A 21,781-nucleotide genomic window follows, 5' to 3' on the forward strand; every position below is an offset into this window, starting at 1 on the left:
GGCACACTTCTTTCCGCCCATTCGAGCGGGCTGTGACAGGCGTCATGAGCGCAGCCGGCACCACACGCGTAGGCGAACTACGACGGCTACGCTGGTGCCCGGGCGGAGGCTTCCACAGCATGCGCTGGCCATCGAAGGAGAGGTGCCGCTGCGCCAGACAAGCCAGCCCGGACGCCCGGCGGACGCTACGCGCTCATAAGAGGGGCGTCAATCATGCAAAAGGAGGCGTTGGCAGCAGGTATCGATGGCGCCTTGGGGGCGACCCATGCAGTCGAGCTCCTACCTATAAGTCTGTCCGCTCGGTGACGGAAGATGGGTAGGGCGCCATGGCCTCCCTGCGGCGAAGCGCAGGGAGGCCATGCTTGCGAGGCCTTACAGGCCGATCGCGGTTTCCGCCTTCACGTACGGCAGGCCGTGTGCCTGGGCAACCGGCTCACAGGTCACCTGGCCTTCGGAGACGTTGAGGCCGTTGCGCAGATGGACGTCCTGCGCCAAAGCCTTCTTCCAGCCGTTGTTGGCCAGGGCGAGCGTGAAGGGCAGGGTCACGCTGTTGAGCGCAAACGTCGAAGTGCGGGCGACCGCGCCCGGCATGTTGGCAACGCAGTAATGCACCACGCCGTCGACCACGTAGGTGGGGTCGGAGTGGGTGGTGGCGTGCGAGGTTTCCACGCAGCCGCCCTGATCGATGGCGACGTCGACGATCACCGAGCCCGCCTTCATCGTGCGCACCATGTCGTGCGTCACCAGCTTGGGAGCCGCGGCACCCGGCACCAGCACCGTGCCGATCAGCAGGTCGGCGCGACGCACCAGTTCCTCGATGGCCGAGCGGGTGGAGAACACGGTGGAGATCGAGGTGCCGAACTGCGTGGCGAGACGCTTGAGCGCATCGGCCGAACGATCGACCACGGTTACCTTGGCGCCCATGCCCACGGCGATGGTCGCCGCGTGGGTGCCGGACACGCCGCCGCCCAGGATGACCACTTCAGCCGCCGGCACGCCGGGCACGCCGCCGAGCAGCACACCACGTCCGCCCTGTGCCTTCTCCAGCGAATGCGCGCCCACCTGCGGAGCGAGACGGCCGGCGACTTCGGACATCGGGGTCAGTAGTGGCAGTGAACCATTGGCCGCGGTGACCGTTTCGTACGCAATACAGACGGCGCCGGAGGCGATCAGGTCCTGGGTCTGCTCAGCGTCGGGCGCGAGATGCAGGTAGGTAAACAGGATCTGGCCCTTGCGGAGCTTCTTGCGCTCAACCGCCAGCGGCTCCTTCACCTTCACGATCATGTCCGCTTCGGCAAAGATCTGGTCGGCACCATCGACGATGGTGCCGCCGGCCGCGACGTAGTCGGCGTCGGTGATGCCCGCGCCAAGACCGGCGCCGACCTGCACCATCACCTGGTGACCGTTGTGCACCAGTTCCTGCACGGACGACGGGATAAGGCCCACGCGATATTCGTGGTTCTTGATTTCTTTCGGCACACCGATGCGCATGACTTGCTTCTCTCGCTAGGGATGATGGGAGGGCTGCATTTAGCAGCAATGCCAGGGCGGCAGTATGATCTAGGTATCAAGCAATTACTCGCGCATTTGGCTTGACGTAGAGCGATAATATGGCTTTAAATTCGATTTTTAGCCAAATTATTGGAATGTTATGCCAATCAGAGATCCGGCTCTCGACGACCGCGACAGGGCGATACTCCTGCGGCTCCAGCAGGACGGCCGATTGACCAATCTGGAGCTCGCGCATCAGATCAATCTATCCCCCTCGGCCTGCCTACGCCGCGTGAAACTGCTTGAGGAGCGCGGCGTCATTTCGCGCTATGTGATGCTGGTGGACGAAAAGGCCGCGGGGCTTCCGGGCACGGCTTTTGTCCTGATCACGCTCGACCAGCAAGGGCGCGCGGCGCTCGACACCTTTGAAGCGGCCATCCAGCAGCATCCGGAAGTGACCGAGTGTTGCCTGCTGGCCGGTGTTGCCGACTACATGGTGCGCGTGGTCTATGCGGACGCGGCGGATTTCGAGCGCATCCACACTGAAATCCTCACCCAGCTCCCTGGTGTGGTGCGCGTGCAATCGACCCTGGCACTGCGTACCGTGATGAAGACGACAGCGCTGCCGGTATGAAGTCGGCTGGCGATCGCGAGGGCTGATCGCCCTCGTCCGCGGTCGCCGCGTGGCCGGGGCTTGACTCTGGACCTAGATCAAAGGTCTAGACTTTGTCCATGGACACTCAAAACACACCCATGACCATCGGTGCCGTCGCCAAGCGCGTCGGCGTGGCGATCGACACCATTCGTTACTACGAGCGTGAAGGGCTGCTGCCCGAGCCCCTGCGGCGCGCGTCGGGTTACCGCAGTTACGACGACAGCGCCGTGCGGCAGCTGCGCTTTATCCGGCGAGCCAAGGATCTGGGTTTCACCTTGGAAGAAATACGCGACCTGCTCGCCTTGTCCGCCGATCGCCAGCGCGGCGTGAAGGCGGTGAAGAAGCGCGCGCAGGAGCGCCTCGCTGCCATCGATGCGCGGATCGCCGAGCTCACCCGCGTGCGCGATGGCTTGGAGCAACTGGTCGATGCCTGTCCCGGGCACGGTTCGCCGGATCAATGCCCGATCCTGCGCGCGTTGGCTGACCAGGAGGATGACGCATGAGCGCCGGTCAGCAGGGATGTTGTGGCGCGCAGGAGAAAGCCGTCGAACCGGCGGAGACATCCTGCTGTGGCGGTGCTGCGCCTGCGGTCAAGCAACACCAACACGATCAGCATGAGCATCACGACCACGCGGCTCACTCGGAGAAGGATCCGGTCTGCGGCATGAACGTGGACCCGCACACGACGGTGCATCACGCCGAGCATGGCGGGCAGAAGTATCACTTCTGCGCGCAGCGCTGCCGAGAAAAGTTCGTCGCCGATCCTGAGCGCTACCTGCGGGAGCGCCCCGCGCCCACACCGGTCATTGCCGGCGCCGTCTATACCTGCCCGATGCATCCGGAGGTGCAGCAGATCGGTCCTGGCCATTGCCCGACATGCGGCATGGCACTGGAACCGATGATGCCCAGCCTGGACGAGGACGACGGCCAGGAGTTGCGCGCGATGTCGCGTCGCTTCTGGACGCTTGCGGCATGCACGCTGCCGGTATTCCTGCTGGCCATGGGGCCGCATTTGTTGGGCTGGCACCTGCCGAATCCTTGGGGTGGCATGGCGACGTGGATCGAGGCGGTACTTGCGACGGTCGTGGTGGGGTGGGGTGGTGCGCCGTTCTTCGCGCGCGGTTGGCGTTCGCTGAAGCCCTGGTCGCCGAATATGTACACGCTGATCGCGTTGGGCACCGGCGTGGCGTGGCTGTACAGCGCGGTCGCCTTTCTCGCACCGTCGCTGTTTCCCGAGGGCTTTCGCGATCTGCATGGCCGGGTCGGGGTGTACTTCGAGTCGGCGGCGGTCATCGTCACCCTGGTGACGTTGGGCGACTTCCTCGAACTGCGCGCGCGGCGTCGTACCGGCGAAGCGCTCAAGGGTTTGCTGGGGCTCGCGCCGAAGACGGCGCGCCGGGTCGGTGCGGACGGCCGTGAGTTCGATGTGCCGCTGGACCAGGTGCATGCCGGCGACACCTTGCGCGTGCGTCCCGGCGAGAAAGTGCCGGTCGACGGCGTCGTACTCGATGGCAGTAGTCACGTCGACGAATCCATGCTCACCGGCGAGCCGTCGCCGGTGGCGAAGGCCAAAGGCGAACGCGTGACGGGCGGCACCATCAATCAGGATGGCGCGTTGTTGATGCGTGCGGACAAGGTGGGGGCGGAAACCATGCTGGCGCAAATCGTGGCACTGGTGGCGCAAGCCCAGCGCAGCAAGGCGCCGTTGCAGCGCGTGGCGGATCGGGTAGCGGCATGGTTCGTGCCGGCGGTGGTGGCAGTCGCCGCACTGGCGTTCGTCGCCTGGGCGTTGCTGGGACCCGATCCGCGTCTGGCCTATGCGCTGATTGCCGCGGTGTCGGTGTTGATCATCGCGTGTCCGTGTGCGCTGGGCTTGGCCACACCTATTTCGATCATGGTGGCCAGCGGTCGCGCAGCGCAATCGGGCGTGCTGTTTCGTGACGCGGCTGCGATTGAATCCCTGCGCGACATCGACACCTTGGTCGTGGACAAGACCGGCACGCTGACCGAAGGCAAGCCGATGTTGAAGGAAGTCGTGAGCCTGGGCGCGTATCCCACTGAACGACTGCTGGCGATGGCCGCTGCGTTGGAGAAGCCGAGCGAGCATCCGCTGGCGCGGGCGATTCTTGCGGGAGCCGAGGCGGCGGGTGTCAAGGTGCCCACGGTGACGGACTTCCGCACCTTGACCGGCGCGGGCGTGGAAGGCGAGATCAAGGGTCACGCGGCGGCGTTGGGCAATCTGCGCCTGCTGTCGAACATCGGCATCGAGCCGGATGATACGGCGCGAACTCGTGCGGATGCGTTGCGTGCCGAGGGAGCTACCGTGATGTTCCTGGCCGTCGATGGTGCATTGACAGGGCTGATCGCCGTGGCCGATCGCATCAAGGCGAGCACGCCCCAGGCAATCCGGGATCTGCATGCGGCCGGCCTGCGCATCGTGATGCTGACGGGTGACAACGCGATCACGGCCACGGCCGTGGCCAGCAGCCTGGGTATCGATGAGGTGCATGCGGACGTCTCGCCCGCCGGCAAGGCCGCGGTGGTCCAGTCCTTGCGTGCGGCCGGCAGGCGCGTAGCGATGGCCGGCGACGGTATCAACGACGCACCTGCGCTGGCGGCCGCCGATGTCGGTATCGCCATGGGCAGCGGCACGGATATCGCCATGGAAAGCGCCCAGGTGACCCTGGTGAAGGGTGAGTTGACGGCCATCGTGCGCGCCCGGGCGCTATCGCAGGCGACCGTGCGCAATATCCGCCAAAACCTGTTCTTTGCCTTCATCTACAACGCGGTGGGCGTGCCGCTGGCGGCAGGGCTGCTGTATCCGCTGTTGGGCGTGATGTTGTCACCCATGGCGGCCGCGCTGGCCATGAGCCTGTCGTCCGTGTCGGTCGTCGCCAATGCCTTGCGGCTGCGCCGCCTGCCATTGTGATGATTGTCACCTGCGATGATTGACGGGACTCCCTGCCACGCATGGCTAGGGAGGCCGATGATTCCTCCCGCACCAATCGGGTGTGGGAGGGGATCTGATGAACATCATCGACGACATGCGCGGCACCCTGGAAAAGCACATGCCCCTTTTGTTGGGGCTGCTGGTGGCTCTGCTTGCGGCACGCGCCCTGAAGAAAATGTTCTGGACCGCCTTTGGGATGTACTGGGCGCTGCGTGCCAGTGGCATTCATTTGTGGGGTTGAAGCTGCGCCTGCTGTTTGCCCGTCATCCCAGCTTTGCTGGGATGACGGTGAGAGATTGCCAGAACTGAGGCTGCGGCTCGCGGTTCGCGCCATCTTTGTGGCAAGCATGCTCTAAGCTGTGCACCCGTTTTACCGCCGGAAGCCGTTGGATGTCCGCCAGCCAAACCCGCACACTCGACGAATGGCTGGCGTATCAGGAACGCGTCAATGTACGCAGCATCGAGCTTGGCCTCGATCGCGTGCGTGCGGTATGGCAGCGCATGGGCGCGCGGGCGCCGGCGCGACGGGTGATCACCGTCGGCGGCACCAATGGCAAGGGCTCCACGGTGGCCATGCTGGAGGCCATGCTGTCGGCCGCAGGGAAGCGGGTGGGCTGTTATACGTCGCCGCATTTGCTGCACTACCGCGAGCGCGTGCGCATCGATGGCGCCGATGCCGATGACGGCCTGCTGATCGCAAGCTTCGAGCGTATCGAGGCGGCACGCGGCGACATTCCACTCACCTATTTCGAGTTCGGCACGCTGGCGGCGCTGGATCTGTTCGCGCGCGCCGATCTCGACGTGGCCGTGCTCGAGGTAGGGCTGGGCGGTCGACTGGATGCGGTGAATATCGTGGATGCCGATGTGGCGATCATCACCACGGTCGATCTCGACCATATGGACTGGCTGGGGCCCGATCGCGACACCATCGGTGCGGAAAAGGCCGGGATCGCGCGTGCCGATCGTCCGGCGATCGTCGGCGAACTGGATCCTCCCGCGGGATTGACCAATGCCCTGGATGGCATCAAGGCCCGTACGCAACGGGCGGGTGCGGACTTCGTGGTCGAACGCCTGGCAACCGGCTGGCGCTGGCGTCACCGCGACGGCACGTCGCTTTCATTGCCCGATCCGGCGCTGAGCGCACCGGTCCAATACGCGAACGCCGCCGCCACCATCGCGGCGCTGCATGCACTGAGCGCCATTGACGCGTCCCTGGCTGACATCGACCTTGGCGCGGCGGCGGCGGTTGGCCTGCGCAGGGTTCGGGTGGCAGCGCGGCTGCAGTCGCTTGGTGGCGACCCGGCCCTGGTCGTCGATGTGGCACACAACCCGCAGGCGGCCCGCGCGCTCGCCGAATGGTTGGATTCGCAGCCACGAGGCCGCGTGCACGCGGTTTACGGCGCCTTGTCCGACAAGGACGTGGGTGGCGTGATCCGCGCACTAGGCGCACGCATCGATGACTGGCATCTGGCCGGGCTCGAGCGCGATACGCCGCGAGGACTGCCAGCACAGGTGCTGGCGGAACAACTGAAACTGGCCCTCCCGCAGGCACGCTACGACGTCCACGCGAATGTATCGGCCGCACTCGCCGCGGCGCGCGCAACGGCGAAACCGGGCGAGCTCGTGCTCGCTTTTGGATCTTTCTTCGTCGCAGCGGCGACCCTTGCTGAATCGTCGGAATGAGGTTTCAGTCAGACCGGCGACTCAGACAGGTATAATCGCGCCGTTCTCGCACCTCGTCCGCCGCCTTGGAGCCTGTCTTGAAAACACGTCTGCTGGGAGCTGCCGTTCTTATTGCGCTGGCGGTCCTGTTCTTGCCGATGATCTTCTCCAGCAGCCCGCCGAGCAGCAGTGCCGACGAATCCGTAAGCCTGGCCATCCCGCCGGCACCGGATCGGGATCTGCAGACCAAGACCATGAGCTTGACGCCGGGCGCCGCCACGTCGTCCTCGGCGGCGCCGGCGCCCAAGCCGGCCATCGACGTCGCCAAGGCGCCGGCCGCCACGCCGGCGGGTTCTGACCAGCTGGCCACGGTGAATATTGGTTCCAACCGTCCACGCGATGTGGAGATCGATCCTGCTGCGGGTCAGAAGCCAGAGCCGACGACGGTCACCAAGGGCGGTACCACGGTGGCGCAGCCGCTGATCCCCGCCCAGACCTCGCCTGTGGCGTCGGCGACCAAGTCGGCCAAGGCAACTGCCACTCCGGCCGTGCCCGCCCAGCCAGAGGCGCAGCCGGCAACCGCGGCAGCCACCGCCGCGCATGGCCAGTATTTGGTCAATCTCAGCGCGTATGCGTCACCGGCCAGCGCGCAGAGCCTGATCCAGCGCGTGCACGCCTTGGGTTATCCGGTGTCGGGTCGCGCCATCACCCAGGCCGGCAAGCAGCTGACCATGGTCACGGCAGGCCCATTTGAGTCACGCGCTGCGGCGGAATCGGCGCGCCTGAAGATCAGTCAGACCATTCCGGGTGCACCGGCGCGCCTCGAAAGCAGCGCTGCCACGCCGACGCAGGACGATATGCCGGCCGCCAAGCCCGCCAATACGGTCACCAATACGCCCAGTACGACGGCCACGCCGGGTGCGGGCGCCTGGGCAGTGCAGGTGGCGGCCATGGGTAGCCAGGCCGATGCCAATGCGCTGCGCGACAAGCTGCGCGCCAACGGCTTCGATGGCTATGTCGATACGGTCAATGCCAGCGGCAAGCAGTTGTGGCGCGTTCGCGCGGGTCCGCAGACGCAGCGTGCTGACGCCGTGCGGATACGCGACCAGATCAAAACCAAGCTCGGTGTCGACGGCAACGTCGTCAGCGCTCCCTGAACATCCTGAACTGGTGACCCGGTGAATTGGGCCGACTACATCATCCTCGCCGTACTTGGCCTGTCGGTCTTGATTGGTCTATGGAGAGGCCTCATTTCCGAGGTGCTGGGGCTGGTGGTGTGGGCGGTAGCGTTCTGGGTCGCATGGACGTTTGGTCCTAGTGTGGCGGGCTACTTCGAGCACAGTATCCAGCTGCCGTCGGCGCGGATTCTGGTCGGTTACGGCATCTGTTTCCTTGCCGTATTGATTGCAGGAGCAATGCTGCGTTTTGTGGTGAGCAAGCTGGTCGAGGGCACGGGCTTGTCCGGTACCGATCGTTTGCTTGGCATGGTGTTCGGTTTTGCCCGAGGTGTGCTGCTGGTGACGCTGGCGGTGTTTCTGCTTGGGTTTACCGCGTTCATTCGCGACCCATGGTGGAACGAATCGGTTTTATTGCCGCAGTTCAAGGGAGTGGCTGCGTGGCTGGGAGAGCGGGTGCCGGAGAGTGTTCGGCACTACCTGAATCCCCCGGCGCTGCTGGACCATCTTCCCGCCTTGCCGGCGGTTGTGCCGGGCGCTTCACCTGCGACTAAGCACAATGCCCACCCGGCGGCCGCCTCCACGGCCGCTACTGCGACGACTTTCTAAATACAGGCAACAACCATGTGCGGAATCATCGGTATCGTCGGCACCACTGAGGTCGCCGCGTCACTTTATGACGGTTTGACCGTGTTACAGCACCGTGGCCAGGACGCTGCCGGTATCGCCACCGTGGATGGCGCGCGACTGCGCTTGCACAAGGGCAATGGCCTGGTGCGCGACGTGTTCAGCCAGAGCGCGATGATTGGCCTGCGCGGCAATATCGGCATTGGTCATTGCCGTTATCCCACCGCCGGTTCGGAGGGCTCGGCAGAAGCGCAGCCGTTCTACGTGAACTCGCCTTATGGCATCGCGTTCGCGCACAACGGCAATCTGGTGAACACCGAGACCCTGCGTCGCGAGATGTTCGAAGACGATCGCCGCCATATCAATACCGATTCCGACTCCGAGGTGCTGCTCAACGTGCTGGCGCACGAGCTGCAGATCCAGGACCGCATGGCGCTGACGCCGGATCACATCTTCAAGGCGGTCGCTGGCGTGCATCGCCGCGCACGCGGCGGCTACGCCTGCATCGCCCTGGTGCTCGGCTACGGCTTGCTGGCCTTCCGCGATCCCAATGGCATCCGTCCGCTGGTGCTGGGTGAGCGCATCACTTCGGAAGGTCGCGAGTACGCGGTGGCTTCCGAGTCGGTGGCGTTGGATATCCTGGGCTTCAAGCGTTTGCGCGACGTGGCGCCGGGCGAAGCGGTGTTCATCACCAACGACGGTCAGTTGCATGCGCGCCATTGCGCGGAAGATGCCGTGCACGCGCCGTGCATCTTCGAATACGTCTACCTGGCCCGCCAGGATTCGATGATCGAGAACGTCTCGGTGTACAAGGCTCGTCTGCGCATGGGCCAGAAGCTGGCCGAGAAGATCCTGCGCGAGCGGCCGGACCACGGCATCGACGCGGTGATCCCGATTCCGGATACCGCGCGTACTGCGGCGTCGGCGCTGGCCGAAGCGCTGGGCGTGCCGTTCCGCGAGGGCTTCGTGAAGAACCGCTATATCGGCCGCACCTTCATCATGCCGGGGCAGGGCGAGCGCGTGAAATCGGTGCGCCGCAAGCTCAATCCGGTGGAGCTGGAGTTCCGCAAGAAGAACGTGCTGCTGGTGGACGACTCCATCGTGCGTGGCACGACCTCGCGCCAGATCATCCAGATGGCGCGCGATGCCGGTGCCAAGAACGTGTACTTCGCCTCGGCCGCGCCGCCGGTGCGCTATCCGAACGTGTACGGCATCGACATGCCGGCCGCGTCGGAGCTGGTGGCCGCCGGCCACACCGAGAAGGAAGTCGAGAAGGTGCTCGGCGCCGACTGGCTGATCTATCAGGATCTGGCCGATCTGGTCTGGGCGGTGCAGGACGGCAACGAGAACCTGAAACAGTTCGACACCTCCTGCTTCTCCGGCGAATACGTCACCGGCCTGGAAAAGCACTACCTGGAGCAGATCGAAATGCTTCGCTCCGACGACGCCAAGGCCTCCCGCCGCACGGCGTAAGCACTTCCACCACCGTCTCCCCTTCGGGGAGAGGGTGGTGGTGAGGGGGTGCTCGAAAAACCTTTATGACGACCGACCTCCACGCCGCCGCCAAGCGTTGCCTCGACGCCACCGACCCCGCCGAGAAACTGCGCCTGACCCATGCAACATGGCAGGCGTTGCAGTCCGGTGAGTTGCGCCCGGAGCCGGACTCGCCACCGCCCGAACCGATCAGTGCGCCAGGACGTCCGGCAAAGCCGCAACTGGTGCCCCTGCGCCAGGTGCCGCAACGCGGTCTCGGTACGCCCGAAGGCCGCGCCGCGCTGGTCCATGCCGTCGCGCATATCGAATTCAACGCCATCAACCTGGCCTGGGACGCGGTGTACCGCTTTCGCGGCAAGCCGGAGGCGTATTACCGCGACTGGGCTAGTTGTGCGCACGACGAGGCGCGCCATTTCGCCATGTTGTCGGAGCGCCTGGCGGAACTCGGCCATGCCTATGGCGACTTCGATGCGCATAACGGCCTGTGGGAAATGGCCGAGAAAACGGCGCTCTACGACACCGCGCGCATGGCCCTGGTGCCTCGCGTGCTTGAAGCGCGTGGACTGGATGTCACGCCCAGCATGATCGAGCGACTGACTTCGGTGGGTGACACCCGCACCGTGGCGATTCTTGAAGTGATCCTGCGCGAGGAAGTGGCCCACGTGGCCGCGGGTACGCGCTGGTTCCGCCACTGCTGCGAGCGCGATGGGCTCGACCCGCGCGAGACCTTCCTTGATCTCCTGCGCGACTACATGGGCCGCACCCTGCGCGGCCCATTCAACCGGCCCGCACGCCTGGAAGCGGGCTTCGACGACGAAGAGCTCGACCGGCTGGCGGCGCTCGCGCTGGAAGCCTGAGACACCACGGATAACGCGCACGGGCCGATGGTCCGTGCGATGGCACTTGACTATCGATTAACCAAGTGGTTAAGTGACGGCATGTCCATCGACCACGATCCGCTCTCCAGCACCTTTGCGGCGCTCGCCGATCCCACCCGCCGCGCCATCCTGGCGCGGCTTGCCGAAGGCGAAGCCACCGTTGGCGACCTGGCCAGTCCTTTCAGCATCTCGGCGCCAGCGATTTCCCGGCACCTGCGCGTACTGGCGGACGCTGGCCTGATCGAGCGCGAGGTCGATGCGCGCTGGCGCATCTGCCATCTGCGCGCCGATGCCTTGCGCGGTGCACATGACTGGCTTGAGACCTATCGGCGCCATTGGGAAGACAACCTCGATCGGCTCGTCGCATTCGTCGAACGCACGCATGGCACCGAGATGCGCGCTCCTCACGTACGGAGAAAAAAGCCATGACTCAAGCCGCCACCTTCCAGCTGGAAATGACCCGCTTTATCCGCGCGCCGCGGGAGAAAGTGTTCGATGCGTTCACCCATCAGGATGCGCTGGCAGCCTGGCATTGCCCGCGCGGCATGCACGTCTCCGACGTGAGCGCCGATGCGCGCGTAGGTGGGCGCTATCGCATCGCCATGGCGGCGCGCGATGGTTCGGCTTTCGTTGTGGCTGGCGAATATCAGGCGCTCGATCGTGCCGATTTCCTGGCCTACACCTGGTCCTGGGAGCGCGGCGCGATGGCGCCGGATCGCATCACCCTGATCGAGGTGACCCTGATGGCGCGTGATGGCGGCACGGCCCTGCATATGCGCCATACCGGCTTCCCCGATGCATTCATGCGGGACGGGCACATGGCGGGCTGGCAGTCGGTGTTCAACCATTTGACGGACTACCTCGACCCGGCTGGCAGCGCTGGCAGTCTTACCCTGATCGGCGACCCGCGCAGCAGCTATTGCCGCACGGTGCGCATGGCGCTTGCGGAGAAGGGTGTGGCTTATACGCTCCAACCGGCGCCGCCCAGCTCAGCGGAGGTACTTGCTGCCAATCCCTTTGGTCGTATTCCCGTGCTGCGCGATGGTGAGTTCGAGTTCTACGAGACGCGCGCCATCCTCGGCTATATCGACGAATCGTTCGACGGCCCAAGCCTGTTGCCAGCCGGTGGTGCCTGGGCGCGGGCGCGCGGCGAGCAATGGGTCAGCGTGATCAATAGCTATGTCTATGACACGATGGTCAATCGCTACATCCGCCCATGCACGCGCGCCAGCGGCGCGCATGGCGAGCCCGATCGTGCCGCGATTGACGCCGCGCTGCCCGATATCGACCGCCAGCTGGCCGTATTCGAGCAGGCCTATGGCGGGCTCGATTTCCTGGTGGGCGGTTCACCCTCGATGGCGGACTTCATGCTGGCGCCGATCTTGTTCTACCTCGAGAGATTTCCGGAAGGCGCCGCCTTGCTCGGCAAATATCCGCAAGTCCGCCGTGCGCAGGCGGTCATGCGCGAGCGGGAGAGTTTTATCGCGACGCAGCCAAAACCTGGCGGGTAGAAAACGGAGTGCGCGCAGCGGCGCACGCGATCGGAGCTACTTGAACGAAGAGGCAAGCCCATGAATACCACGACTGGAAAACTCGTCTGGGTCGAACATGCCAGCGCAGACCCCGGCAAGGCACGCACGTTCTACGAGGCGCTGTTCGGCTGGACCTGCTCACCGATGGATGTGAGTGGCAGCAGCTACGAGGTCATCATGAATGCCGGGGAAGGCATTGGAGGCTATCGTCCCGCGCAGGAAGGCGAATCCGCCCACTGGGGCATCTACCTGAGCGTGGCCGATGTCGACAAGAGCTATGCGCAGGCCTTGCTGGCTGGCGCGCAGCCGTGGATGCCGCCTACCGATTTTCCGCCCGTCGGTCGCGGCGCCACCTTGCTCGATCCGGTCGGCGCGACCGTGTCGATCTGGCGTAGCGCGGCGGATGATCGTGCCGATGCCGACATGCCGCCCGGCCATTGGTGCTGGCATGAGTTGCAGGCGAGCGATCCGGCCAGTGCGTTGGCATTCTACGAAGGACTCTTCGGCCTCACCCATGACGCCGTACCGTTGGGCAATGGCTCGTACTACGTGCTGAAGAGTGGTGAGCGCGGGCGTGGCGGCATCATGAAATCGTTCAACGCGGATGCGCCATCCATGTGGCTGCCCTATGTGCATGTCGCGGACGTGGAGGCAAGCACGGCGAAAGCCAAGTCCCTCGGTGCCGATATCTGCGCGCCGCCTGCGGATATCGCTGGCATCGGTCGCTACTCGGTGCTGCGCGATCCGCAGGGTGCATCGCTCGCGCTCTTTCTTCCCATGGCGCGGTGATTCAACGCTTCGTTCGTACAAGTCCATCCTGCGGTCAAACGGCCGCCAGGGTGGCTTGCCAAGGGTTGGTGCGCACGCGATGCATCGACAAAAAGCCTGGAGCTGGAACTTGCCCACAGGATTCAGTCGAACTCTTCGATAGAGTCCACGCGCGTGGGATAGAAAGCGAGGTGATCCTTGATCGCGGAAACGGCGTCGTAGGGATGCTCATACGTCCATACCGCGTTGACCGTGCGATCGCCGCCGAGCGGAATGCTGTAGTAGCTGCATTCACCCTTGTACGGGCAGTAAGTGGCGTGATCGGTGCGTTCGAGCAGCGCCATGTCGGCGTCCCGGCGAGGGATGTACTGCGCTGCGGGATAGCTCGCTTCGCGCAGAACCAGGGCATCGCGCGTGTCCGCGATGACCCGGTCGCCAACCTTCACGACGACGCGACGGGGGTTCCGCTCGATCGTGATCGGGTGATCGGGCCCTGGAATCCTGACGGTTCGGGCGGTGGTATCCATGGTCTATCTCCTCTAGCGATAGTGATCCCAGGAGGGCTGTGCCGCCGTGTCGGGTGATGCGGCGCGTGAGTCGCCGATGGGTAGGGCCTGCTCGGCCAGCAACGAAGCGACGTGTTGCAGAAAGCGCTTTGGATCGGGATGTAGCAGGTCATGGTACGCGCAAATTCTCAGGTCTTGGCCAGCAACCTGCCCATCACTGAACTTGTTATCGGCTATCAGCGTTCCAGCGGCGCCCCCACTCACCCATGGTGCAGCTGGACGGCCTGATGGCAGGCGCCTGCACCGCATCTCGTTGGGGATTAAGCTGGGCGGGCTTCTGTGGGACCACGTGCCGCACCGGATGCCATGAGCCAGATCGGAAAACCTCCTTGCGATGATGGCGCCGTCCTGTATGGCGGGACGGCGAAGCCATGTTCAGCACCCTCGCGGCATTGGACCCTGGTTGCCGCGATTCTCGGGTCCAGCATGGCCTTCGTCGACGGCACGGTCGTCAATGTCGCCTTGCCCGCGATCCAACGCGAGCTGGGTGCCACGACGTCCGACGCGCAATGGATCATGGAGTCGTACGCGCTCTTCCTCGCTTCGCTCTTGCTGGTAGGCGGCGTGCTTGGAGATCGGTTTGGGCGCAAGCGGATCTTCATGATCGGTACTGCTCTGTTTACGCTGGCCTCGATCGCCTGTTCGTTGTCCACGGCCATCGGTCCATTGATTGCCGCAAGGGCGATCCAAGGCATCGGTGCAGCGCTGTTGGTACCGGGCAGCCTGGCACTTATAAGTGCCACGTTTCCCCAAGCGGAGCGTGGCGCAGCCATCGGCACCTGGTCGGCATTCAGTGGCATCACGGCGGCGATCGGTCCGGTGATCGGCGGGTTTCTGGTCGATCACTATTCCTGGACCTGGGCCTTTCTGGTGAATGCCCCGCTTGGCGTCGTGCTGCTCTTGATCTGCGCCGCGAGGGTTCCCGAGAGCAGGGGGGACGCAGGCAGCGGTGCCATCGACATCGCGGGCGCGGGCCTGGCGACGGTCGGACTGGCAGGCGTGGTATTCGCCTTTATCGAGGCACCGTCACGGGGCTGGGGGGCGGTTCCCGTCTGGATAGCCGCGGTCATTGGTGTGCTTGCGCTAGGTCTATTCGTTCGCGTGGAGGCACGCGTCGCCGCACCCATGTTGCCGCTGGAGCTGTTTCGCGAGCGCAATTTTGCCGGTGCCAATGTGCTGACCTTGCTGCTCTATGCGGCGCTGGGGGGCAGCCTGTTCTTTCTTCCGCTCAATTTGATTCAGGTGCAAGGCTTTGGGGCCACCGCCGCCGGTGCCGCGCTGCTGCCCTTCATCGCCATCATGTTCGCGCTGTCCCGATGGGCAGGAGGGCTGGTCGATCGGTTTGGCCCCAAGTTGCCGCTCGTCGTGGGGCCGCTGATAGCGGCCATCGGCTTTGCGATGTTCGCACTGCCGTCGGTCGGCAGCCATTATTGGACGACATTTTTCCCCGCGATCTGCATCCTGGGCGTCGGCATGAGCATCACCGTGGCACCGTTGACGACGACGGTGATGAATGCCGTGGGCGAAGAGCTGGCGGGGACTGCGTCCGGGGTGAACAACGCGGTATCACGTGCGGCGGCCTTGCTGGCGATCGCGGTGTTCGGCGTCGTGCTGACCATGACCTTCGATGCCCGCTTGAGCGACCAACTGGCGACCTTGCACGCGCCAGCGGCACTGGTCACATCCGTCATGGCGCAACGCGAGAAGCTGGCCGGTATCGTCATTCCGGACGGCTATCCGGCAGCGATGACGGCGGCGTTGAAACGGGCAGTGGACCTGTCGTTTGTTGCCGGCTTTCGCTGGGTCATGCTGGTTTCCGCCGGGCTGGCGCTGCTGAGCGCGATCAGCGCCGGCATGTTCATCCATGGCAACCATCCCGCGCATGCAGCCACAGGGGTGGCTTGAAAAAACCGCCAGCTGAGTTTTCGGTGTTATGACAAGCAGGACCTATGCGCCTGTCTCGCCAACTACTGCCTCGCTTCGAGGCGCAGCCCGCGCGGCGTAAGCCATCGTTCGACACCTTCGAACAGGCCTTGCACGAGTAGTGCGAGTACGGCGGCAGGCACCGCCCCCTCCAGAATCAAGCCGATATTGTCGAGGCGGATGCCGGTGAGGATGGGCTGGCCATAGCCACCGGCTCCGATCAAGGCGGCCAGCGTAGCGGTACCGACATTGATCACCGCCGCGGTCTTGATACCGGCGAGGATCGATCGCGTCGCCATGGGCAGTTCCACGCGACGCAATCGCACGCTGCCCGGCAGGCCCAGTGCGGCGGCGGATTCGCGCAGCTCGAGCGGTATGTCGATCAAGCCCGCATGTGTATTTCGCACGATCGGTAGCAGGCTATAGAGGAAGAGCGCGGCGGCGGCCGGCCAGGTTCCAATGCCGAGCAGCGGGATCATGAAGACGAACATCGCCAGCGACGGCACGGTCTGCAGGATGCCGGTAACGCCGATGACCAGCTGGCCCGCGCGTTTCCATCGCGCAGACAAGATGCCCAGCGGAATGCCCAGCAACACCGCCATGCCAAGCGACAGTGCGACCAAGGTGACGTGCTCGGCGGTGCGCTGCCACAGGCGCTGCCAGAATCCGCCATCGCCGCCGACGGGGGAAATGGACAGGAAGCGCGCGGCGACGTCGCTTTCCTTCATGCCGCCAAGCTTCACCTCGGCATTCATGCGCTGCATCGACGATACATCGATGCGCCCACCAAGCTTGCGTAGAGCGGCGATGAACGCGGGCGCGCTCTGCTCCAGTTCCAGTCGATAGAGGAAGACGGCCTCATAGCGCGGAAAGTAATGACGGTCGTCGTTGAGCGTCCGCAGGTGGTAGTAAGGAATCTCCGCATCGGTGCTATAGAGATCGATGGCGTCGACGGCGCCGCTCGCGACGGCGCGATAGGACAGCGTGTGATCCAGTCCGCGCACTTGCGTTTGTGCGAGGCCATAGCGCTGGCGTACACCCGGCCAACCATCCGTGCGATCCATGAATTCGTTGGAGAAGCCGAAGCGCAGTTCGGGATGCATCGCCAGGTCGGATATGCGCGAAATGTGGAGCTGCGCTGCACGATTCTCCTGCATGCCGATGGCATAGGTGTCGCTGAAGCCCAGCGTGTCGGTGATGCCGATGCCGAGTGGTTTGAGTTTCTCGCGCAGCGCAGGAATGTCGGCGTCGGGGGCGACATCTCTCAACAGCTCGTGAGTAAGCGTACCGGTATATTCCGGGTAGGCGTCGATAGCGCCATGCTGAAGAGCGCTCCACAGGATGCTGGTGCCGCCCAGCTCCCGCTGATGCCTGGCGTCGACACCGGCTTGCTGAGCGTTGAGGCGCGCCAACTCACCGAGAATCACCGACTCGGTAAACTGCTTGGAGCCGATGTGCACCGGCGCTGCCCAGGCCAGCGCAGGCAGCATGGCGAGCACCGTGAGCACGGTGAGCAGCGCGCGCTTCATGCGGATGCCTCTGGCAAGTATCGCTGCGCCTTCACGAAACGAGTCACGAACTCGTCTGCCGGTCGCTCACAGAAGTCCGCAAGCCGGCCATCCTGCAGGACCTTGCCGTCGCGAAACAGGACCAGTCGCTCGGCAAACCACGCCGCTTCGGCCAGGTCATGGGTAACCACGATCACGGTCTTTCCCAGCTGATCGAAGATGCGCTTGAGTTCGTCCTGAAGCTCATGCCGGACCAGCGGATCGAGCGCCCCCAGGGGTTCGTCGAGGAGCAGGGCATCGGGGTTCAACATCAGGCCGCGCATCAAGGCGACGCGCTGACGCTGGCCGCCCGACAGTTCGGCGGGATAACGCTCCAGCACGTCGCGCGAGAGATGGGTCAGTTCGGCGAGTTCCTGTGCCCGCGCGTGGACTTGCGCAGTCGTCCAGCCCATATAGCGCGGCAGCAGTGCGAGATTGCCCAGCACGGTGAGGTGCGGGAACAGGCCACCCTCCTGGATGACGTAGCCGACGCGCCGCCGCAGTTCCAGCACGTGTGCGCGTTGAAGCATCTCGCCGCCCGTTCTGACCACACCCTGGTCAGGCCAGTCCAGTCCAAGCAACAGGCGCAACACGGTCGACTTGCCCGCGCCACTGCTGCCGATCAAGGCGGTGGTGCTTCCCACGGCGAAGCTGAGACTGACCTCGGCGAGTGCGACGACCGAGCCATAGCGCTTGCTCACGCGCTCCAGCGCGAAAGCGATGGGTCGCGCCGAATCAGCGCCGAACAAGGTGTTTCCCCGCCCAGCACATCCATGGCGCGCAGGCATGCGTCCGGTATGACGACCCGGCAGTCTCCAAGACCCAGCCACGGTGGCAGCGAGCATGCGACATGGGTGAGGACTCTACCGTAAGCCCCTACCAGCAGCTACGCATGCTCAAACCGGGGCATCGGAGGGTTCTGCTAAGGGAGTGGCGCCGATCCACCAGCGCGGCCCGCATAGGCCACCGCATCATGCGCATGAAGACTCTCGTGGTGCGCTATCCGGATATGGAAATCGGCGATGCTTTCATCGGCGAGGAGCGCGTTGTAGATCCGGCGCGCAGCATCTTCGCAGAACATGAGGTTGCCGCCATTCGCGCGGGCGAATGCCTGCTCGTCCTCGCGTTTGACGGCCGTCTGTACGGGCGTGCCCAGCGCCTGTTCCACGCGGTCGAGCAGGTCGATCAGGTGTAGCGGGGCTCCGTCGAGAAAGCGCACGCGCAAGCGGGCGGTGCTGCGCTGGGCATGCGGCGTGGCGAGGATGCCGCGTTCGCTTCCCAGCCACGCCATGACCGTAGCGTGATCCGGACAGCTTCCCGTGTCGAAATCATGGGCAAACTGCTGTTGAATGAGTTGACGCGACAGTGCGGCCGAGGCCGGGCAGGTCGACGAATAGACGACTTCGGTGCCAAGCACGAGATGGAAGGCCTGGGCGCTCACGCTCGCTTCGATCAGGACCGGGTACGCCCGCCATCCTCGGTTGTCGCTGCGAAGAGCGGCGCGACGTACCAGGTGTTCGAAGCGGATGCTGATGCGCGCATGATCGGCCACGTCAGCGTGCGATTGCACGAGTGCGCTCAGCAGGCGCTCAAGAACGTCGCCATCGATGATCTTGCCGCCGAGGTGCCGGTCCAGTAGGCGATACAAGCGCGACCGACGGATGCCGCGTGTTTTCCCGCGAGCGAGGCAGACAAAGGCGTCCACCCTGGCGCGTGACCGCTGTACGTCGCCGTCGCCGGCATCGAAGCACAAGGGCAGGTCGACGTCCTCCACGCCGGCCCAGTTCGGCAGGTTCGATGAGGCGACCGGCGCCGGGATCGTGACCTCGTCTACCGGGCAAATGGCGCGCTCTGTGCCTTTCACGATAAGACCCGAATCGTCATGGCCCGGAAGGTAGTCAGCCCAGTCTCGCCGGGCAGCTCAGGTAGAGGCCGCCGCCGGCATCAGGGTGAAGCCTTCTGCTCAGCGCGAAGCGCCACCATGGCTGAGGCCGCATTCACCTGGAACACGCCGTTGGACGTCTTGCTGCTGCGTAGCAGGAGATCGTGGACCGTGCGCGCATCCAGCTTGGGCGAGAGCGATAGCATGAGCGCGGCAATGCCGCTGACATGCGCGGCAGCCATGGACGAGCCCGAAGTGAAGTCGTACCCGCCGCCAGGCTGGGTGGTGAGGATGTCGTCCCCAGGGGCGCTAAGAACGCTGGGTGGCGCAGCCGACTTATCGCTCACTCGAACCACGATGACACCGGGCGTATCGCTCGGAAAGCCATCGGCGTCTCCTTGCGGAGGCATGGCGACGACGACGATACGCCCCTGGCTCAATAACTGGTCGAGAAGCTTGTCGAGCAGTTGATCCTCAGGCCCTCCCAGGCTCAGGTTGACGATGCGCGCATTGGAGTCGATCACGGCCGCCAGCGCCTTGGCCAGCGTGAAGGTATTGCAATGCGCGCCCGCGCCTTGCGTGGTGGAGTACCAGCAAGCTTTATAGATGTTGAGCACCGCCTTGGGCGCCATGCCCACGATGCCCTCATGGTTATCGCCAAGCGCAGCGATGATGCCGGCCACTTCCGTGCCGTGGCTGTCAGCCGTGAACGCCGACACATCGGCATCGACCAGATTTCTCGCTACGCCAATGCCACCCTTGAGATCGGGATGCATCATGTCGACGCCCGTGTCGATGACCGCGATATGGACCCCGCTGCCCTGGCTGAGGTTGTGCGCGACAGCGGCCTCGGTCTGCACAAAGCCGCGTTGCAGGTTGACGTAGGGATCGTTGTAGCGGTGCGCCTGCGTGGCGTCCTCCGCATAGACGGAATAGTCCTGCAGCGGCTGCGCAAGCTGCACGCGACTATCCTTCGCCAACGCTCCGAGCAGCGCCTCGCGGCTCATGCCTGCTGGCGGCTCCAGGACGATGCAGTACAGGCCCAGCGCCTTGATGGGCCAGCCGGAAACCTCGCGTATCCCATAGCTTTCCTTCAAGGCGGCCAAGGTGGACGCTGCCCGTTGGCCGGCACCATAGCTGCCCGAAGGGGTGTACCCAAGCAGACTTGAGCCCGCGTGGGTGGCTGGCGGGTCGATCGGGTTGGCCACCGCCAGCACGATGTCTCGCTGCGTATCCATCGAGGAAGCTCCGGCCAGCCCAGGGGAAGCCTTGTCGCTCTTCGGCATGGTGGGGCGCGGTTGGGTACACGCACCCAACGCGGCCATGACCGCGACAAAGGCGAGCATACGGGCGCGACGCTTCATTGGGTAATGGCAACCGGCTCGGCCAGACGAATGCCCCGGGTCCCGCGCAGTTTCTGCAAGATATCCTTCGTCGTTGAGGCAGTTCCCCTCGGCACGACGGTGTATGCGCCAACGTCGTTGGGGTCACCCACGACCTGCAGTTGGAGGGCATGAAGCAGGGCATTCCATTCGGCCAACTTCATGCTGTCGTCAGGCACCACATGGATCGCGCCCGCAGGTGCTGGCGTCGCATTCTGGCTTAGCGTGCGATAGGCCGGGTGGCCGCCTTCTACCCAGAGCTTTGCACCCAGCACCCCGATGCCGATGGCCTGGACCAACACCGCAGCGACCAGTGCACGCGTCAACCAACTTGCGGGACGCGAACGGAACGGTACGTCCTGTGTATCGGGGGCATCGACCCTGGCCAGCAATCGCCGCAACCCGGCATTTACATCGAGCACGATATCCGGAGGCAATGAGACGGCAAGCTGCAGCCGACGTTGTTGCGCGAACTCTGCGCGGCACGCATCGCATTGGGTCAGGTGCTGACTCAGCCATTCGTCATGCGTTGGCGAAGCGCCGCTCTGCAGCGCCCAGGGCATGGCCTCCCAGGCACGACCACAATCCATGTCGATATCCGAGGGAGACTTCATGACGCGCTCTCTTTCTGAATGGGGGAATCGCCCGCAAGCGCCGGCAGCGTATTGCGCAGTTTGACCCGCGCATGGAACAGGCGCGCCTTGATGGTGCCCACGGGGCACTCCATGATGACGGCGACGTCGTCCAGGGTGTGGCCCAGTCCGTAGACCAGCTCGATCACCGCCCGCTGGTCCGTCGATAGTCGATTCATACCCTTGGCCAACCAATCTCGCAGCTCGCGATCCTCGTCAGGGTTATGCGACAGATAGCGATCTTGCGTCAGCGCGTCATCTTCCATGGGCTCATCGCCATGTTGCCGCAGCGCCTTTAGTCCGCAGCGATAGGCAATGCCTATGACCCAGGTGGAAACGCGTGAGTCGCCGTGAAAGCTGCCCGCCTTCTGCCAGGTGATCCACAAGCAATCGTTGATGACTTCCTCGATGACGTCGGGTCGCCGGGTCAAGCGGGAAAGAAAACGGCACAGCCTGCCGTGGTAGCTGCGGTATAGCACCGCCAACGCGGTACGGTCGCCGCTCGCCATCCGCTGCAGCAGTATGCGGTCCGTGGCGTCTGCGTCGATGTCGGCGTCGTTCATGGCCGCCTCACAAGGGTGGTAATTCGACCCATGAGTGCCATTTCAGCGCAAGGG

General features: G+C 64.5%; 21 protein-coding genes. 13 read left to right on the forward strand and 8 right to left on the reverse strand.

The window, feature by feature from the left end:
• Nucleotides 1-372: 372 nt before the first annotated feature.
• Nucleotides 373-1,491, reverse strand: coding sequence for an alanine dehydrogenase (gene ald / locus ACT01B_RS07635; protein ID WP_445146766.1), 1,119 nt, complete (start codon nt 1,489-1,491; stop codon nt 373-375).
• Nucleotides 1,492-1,651: 160 nt separating this feature from the next.
• On the opposite strand from ald, the gene ACT01B_RS07640 reads away from it, so the two are divergent.
• The 12 genes from ACT01B_RS07640 (at nt 1,652) to ACT01B_RS07695 (ending at nt 13,253) form a co-directional block, all read left to right on the forward strand.
• Nucleotides 1,652-2,125 carry an Lrp/AsnC family transcriptional regulator gene (locus tag ACT01B_RS07640; protein WP_445146767.1) on the forward strand — a complete coding sequence of 158 codons (474 nt, stop codon included), beginning with the start codon at nt 1,652-1,654 and terminating at the stop codon, nt 2,123-2,125.
• A 98-nt stretch (nt 2,126-2,223) separates the two neighbouring features.
• Nucleotides 2,224-2,649 carry a MerR family transcriptional regulator gene (locus ACT01B_RS07645; RefSeq protein ID WP_445146768.1) on the forward strand — a complete coding sequence of 142 codons (426 nt, stop codon included), beginning with the start codon at nt 2,224-2,226 and terminating at the stop codon, nt 2,647-2,649.
• Nucleotides 2,650-2,810: 161 nt separating this feature from the next.
• On the forward strand, nt 2,811-5,075 hold the full coding sequence (locus ACT01B_RS07650; RefSeq protein WP_445147447.1) for a heavy metal translocating P-type ATPase: 2,265 nt from the start codon (nt 2,811-2,813) through the stop codon (nt 5,073-5,075).
• 97 nt (nt 5,076-5,172) lie between these two features.
• Nucleotides 5,173-5,337, forward strand: a complete 165-nt coding sequence (locus tag ACT01B_RS07655) for a hypothetical protein (protein WP_445146769.1) — start codon at nt 5,173-5,175, stop codon at nt 5,335-5,337.
• A 149-nt stretch (nt 5,338-5,486) separates the two neighbouring features.
• A complete protein-coding gene (gene folC / locus ACT01B_RS07660) occupies nt 5,487-6,779 on the forward strand; it encodes a bifunctional tetrahydrofolate synthase/dihydrofolate synthase (RefSeq protein ID WP_445146770.1) in 1,293 nt (430 codons plus the stop codon).
• Between the two features lie 77 nt (nt 6,780-6,856).
• Nucleotides 6,857-7,915 (forward strand): SPOR domain-containing protein, encoded by a 1,059-nt coding sequence (locus ACT01B_RS07665; protein ID WP_445146771.1) that lies wholly within the window; start codon nt 6,857-6,859, stop codon nt 7,913-7,915.
• Between the two features lie 21 nt (nt 7,916-7,936).
• The gene (locus ACT01B_RS07670; RefSeq protein WP_445146772.1) at nt 7,937-8,542 is read left to right on the forward strand and encodes a CvpA family protein; all 606 of its coding nucleotides are present in this window, start codon (nt 7,937-7,939) and stop codon (nt 8,540-8,542) included.
• A 15-nt stretch (nt 8,543-8,557) separates the two neighbouring features.
• Entirely contained in the window at nt 8,558-10,033 is a 1,476-nt protein-coding gene (gene purF, locus ACT01B_RS07675; protein ID WP_445146773.1) for an amidophosphoribosyltransferase, read from the forward strand.
• 65 nt (nt 10,034-10,098) lie between these two features.
• Nucleotides 10,099-10,911: a ferritin-like domain-containing protein gene (locus ACT01B_RS07680; protein WP_445146774.1), complete on the forward strand. Its 813-nt coding sequence runs from the start codon at nt 10,099-10,101 to the stop codon at nt 10,909-10,911.
• Between the two features lie 81 nt (nt 10,912-10,992).
• A complete protein-coding gene (locus ACT01B_RS07685) occupies nt 10,993-11,361 on the forward strand; it encodes an ArsR/SmtB family transcription factor (protein WP_445146775.1) in 369 nt (122 codons plus the stop codon).
• Complete coding sequence (locus ACT01B_RS07690) at nt 11,358-12,443, forward strand: SRPBCC domain-containing protein (protein WP_445146776.1); 1,086 nt, start codon at nt 11,358-11,360, stop codon at nt 12,441-12,443. Before ACT01B_RS07685 ends, ACT01B_RS07690 begins: the two co-directional genes overlap by 4 nt.
• A gap of 60 nt (nt 12,444-12,503) precedes the next feature.
• Nucleotides 12,504-13,253, forward strand: coding sequence for a VOC family protein (locus ACT01B_RS07695; RefSeq protein WP_445146777.1), 750 nt, complete (start codon nt 12,504-12,506; stop codon nt 13,251-13,253).
• 122 nt (nt 13,254-13,375) lie between these two features.
• Here the strand turns inward: ACT01B_RS07695 and ACT01B_RS07700 are convergent, their stop codons facing one another.
• Nucleotides 13,376-13,759, reverse strand: a complete 384-nt coding sequence (locus tag ACT01B_RS07700; RefSeq protein ID WP_445146778.1) for a DUF427 domain-containing protein — start codon at nt 13,757-13,759, stop codon at nt 13,376-13,378.
• A 465-nt stretch (nt 13,760-14,224) separates the two neighbouring features.
• Here ACT01B_RS07700 and ACT01B_RS07705 point away from each other — a divergent pair, with 465 nt between their 5' ends.
• The gene (locus ACT01B_RS07705; RefSeq protein ID WP_445146779.1) at nt 14,225-15,703 is read left to right on the forward strand and encodes an MFS transporter; all 1,479 of its coding nucleotides are present in this window, start codon (nt 14,225-14,227) and stop codon (nt 15,701-15,703) included.
• 62 nt (nt 15,704-15,765) lie between these two features.
• Here ACT01B_RS07705 and ACT01B_RS07710 read toward each other — a convergent pair whose 3' ends face one another.
• From ACT01B_RS07710 to ACT01B_RS07735, 6 genes are all read right to left on the reverse strand, one after another.
• Nucleotides 15,766-17,250 carry an ABC transporter permease/substrate-binding protein gene (locus ACT01B_RS07710; protein WP_445146780.1) on the reverse strand — a complete coding sequence of 495 codons (1,485 nt, stop codon included), beginning with the start codon at nt 17,248-17,250 and terminating at the stop codon, nt 15,766-15,768.
• Nucleotides 17,247-18,017: an ATP-binding cassette domain-containing protein gene (locus ACT01B_RS07715; RefSeq protein WP_445146781.1), complete on the reverse strand. Its 771-nt coding sequence runs from the start codon at nt 18,015-18,017 to the stop codon at nt 17,247-17,249. Before ACT01B_RS07715 ends, ACT01B_RS07710 begins: the two co-directional genes overlap by 4 nt.
• Before the next feature lie 173 nt (nt 18,018-18,190).
• Nucleotides 18,191-19,132 carry a GTP cyclohydrolase FolE2 gene (folE2, locus tag ACT01B_RS07720; protein ID WP_445146782.1) on the reverse strand — a complete coding sequence of 314 codons (942 nt, stop codon included), beginning with the start codon at nt 19,130-19,132 and terminating at the stop codon, nt 18,191-18,193.
• Between the two features lie 80 nt (nt 19,133-19,212).
• The gene (locus ACT01B_RS07725; RefSeq protein WP_445146783.1) at nt 19,213-20,514 is read right to left on the reverse strand and encodes a S8 family serine peptidase; all 1,302 of its coding nucleotides are present in this window, start codon (nt 20,512-20,514) and stop codon (nt 19,213-19,215) included.
• The gene (locus tag ACT01B_RS07730) at nt 20,511-21,146 is read right to left on the reverse strand and encodes an anti-sigma factor family protein (RefSeq protein WP_445146784.1); all 636 of its coding nucleotides are present in this window, start codon (nt 21,144-21,146) and stop codon (nt 20,511-20,513) included. Before ACT01B_RS07730 ends, ACT01B_RS07725 begins: the two co-directional genes overlap by 4 nt.
• The gene (locus ACT01B_RS07735) at nt 21,143-21,727 is read right to left on the reverse strand and encodes an RNA polymerase sigma factor (RefSeq protein ID WP_445146785.1); all 585 of its coding nucleotides are present in this window, start codon (nt 21,725-21,727) and stop codon (nt 21,143-21,145) included. Before ACT01B_RS07735 ends, ACT01B_RS07730 begins: the two co-directional genes overlap by 4 nt.
• Nucleotides 21,728-21,781 lie beyond the last annotated feature (54 nt).

Source organism: Dyella sp. Tek66A03 (genome assembly GCF_052567735.1).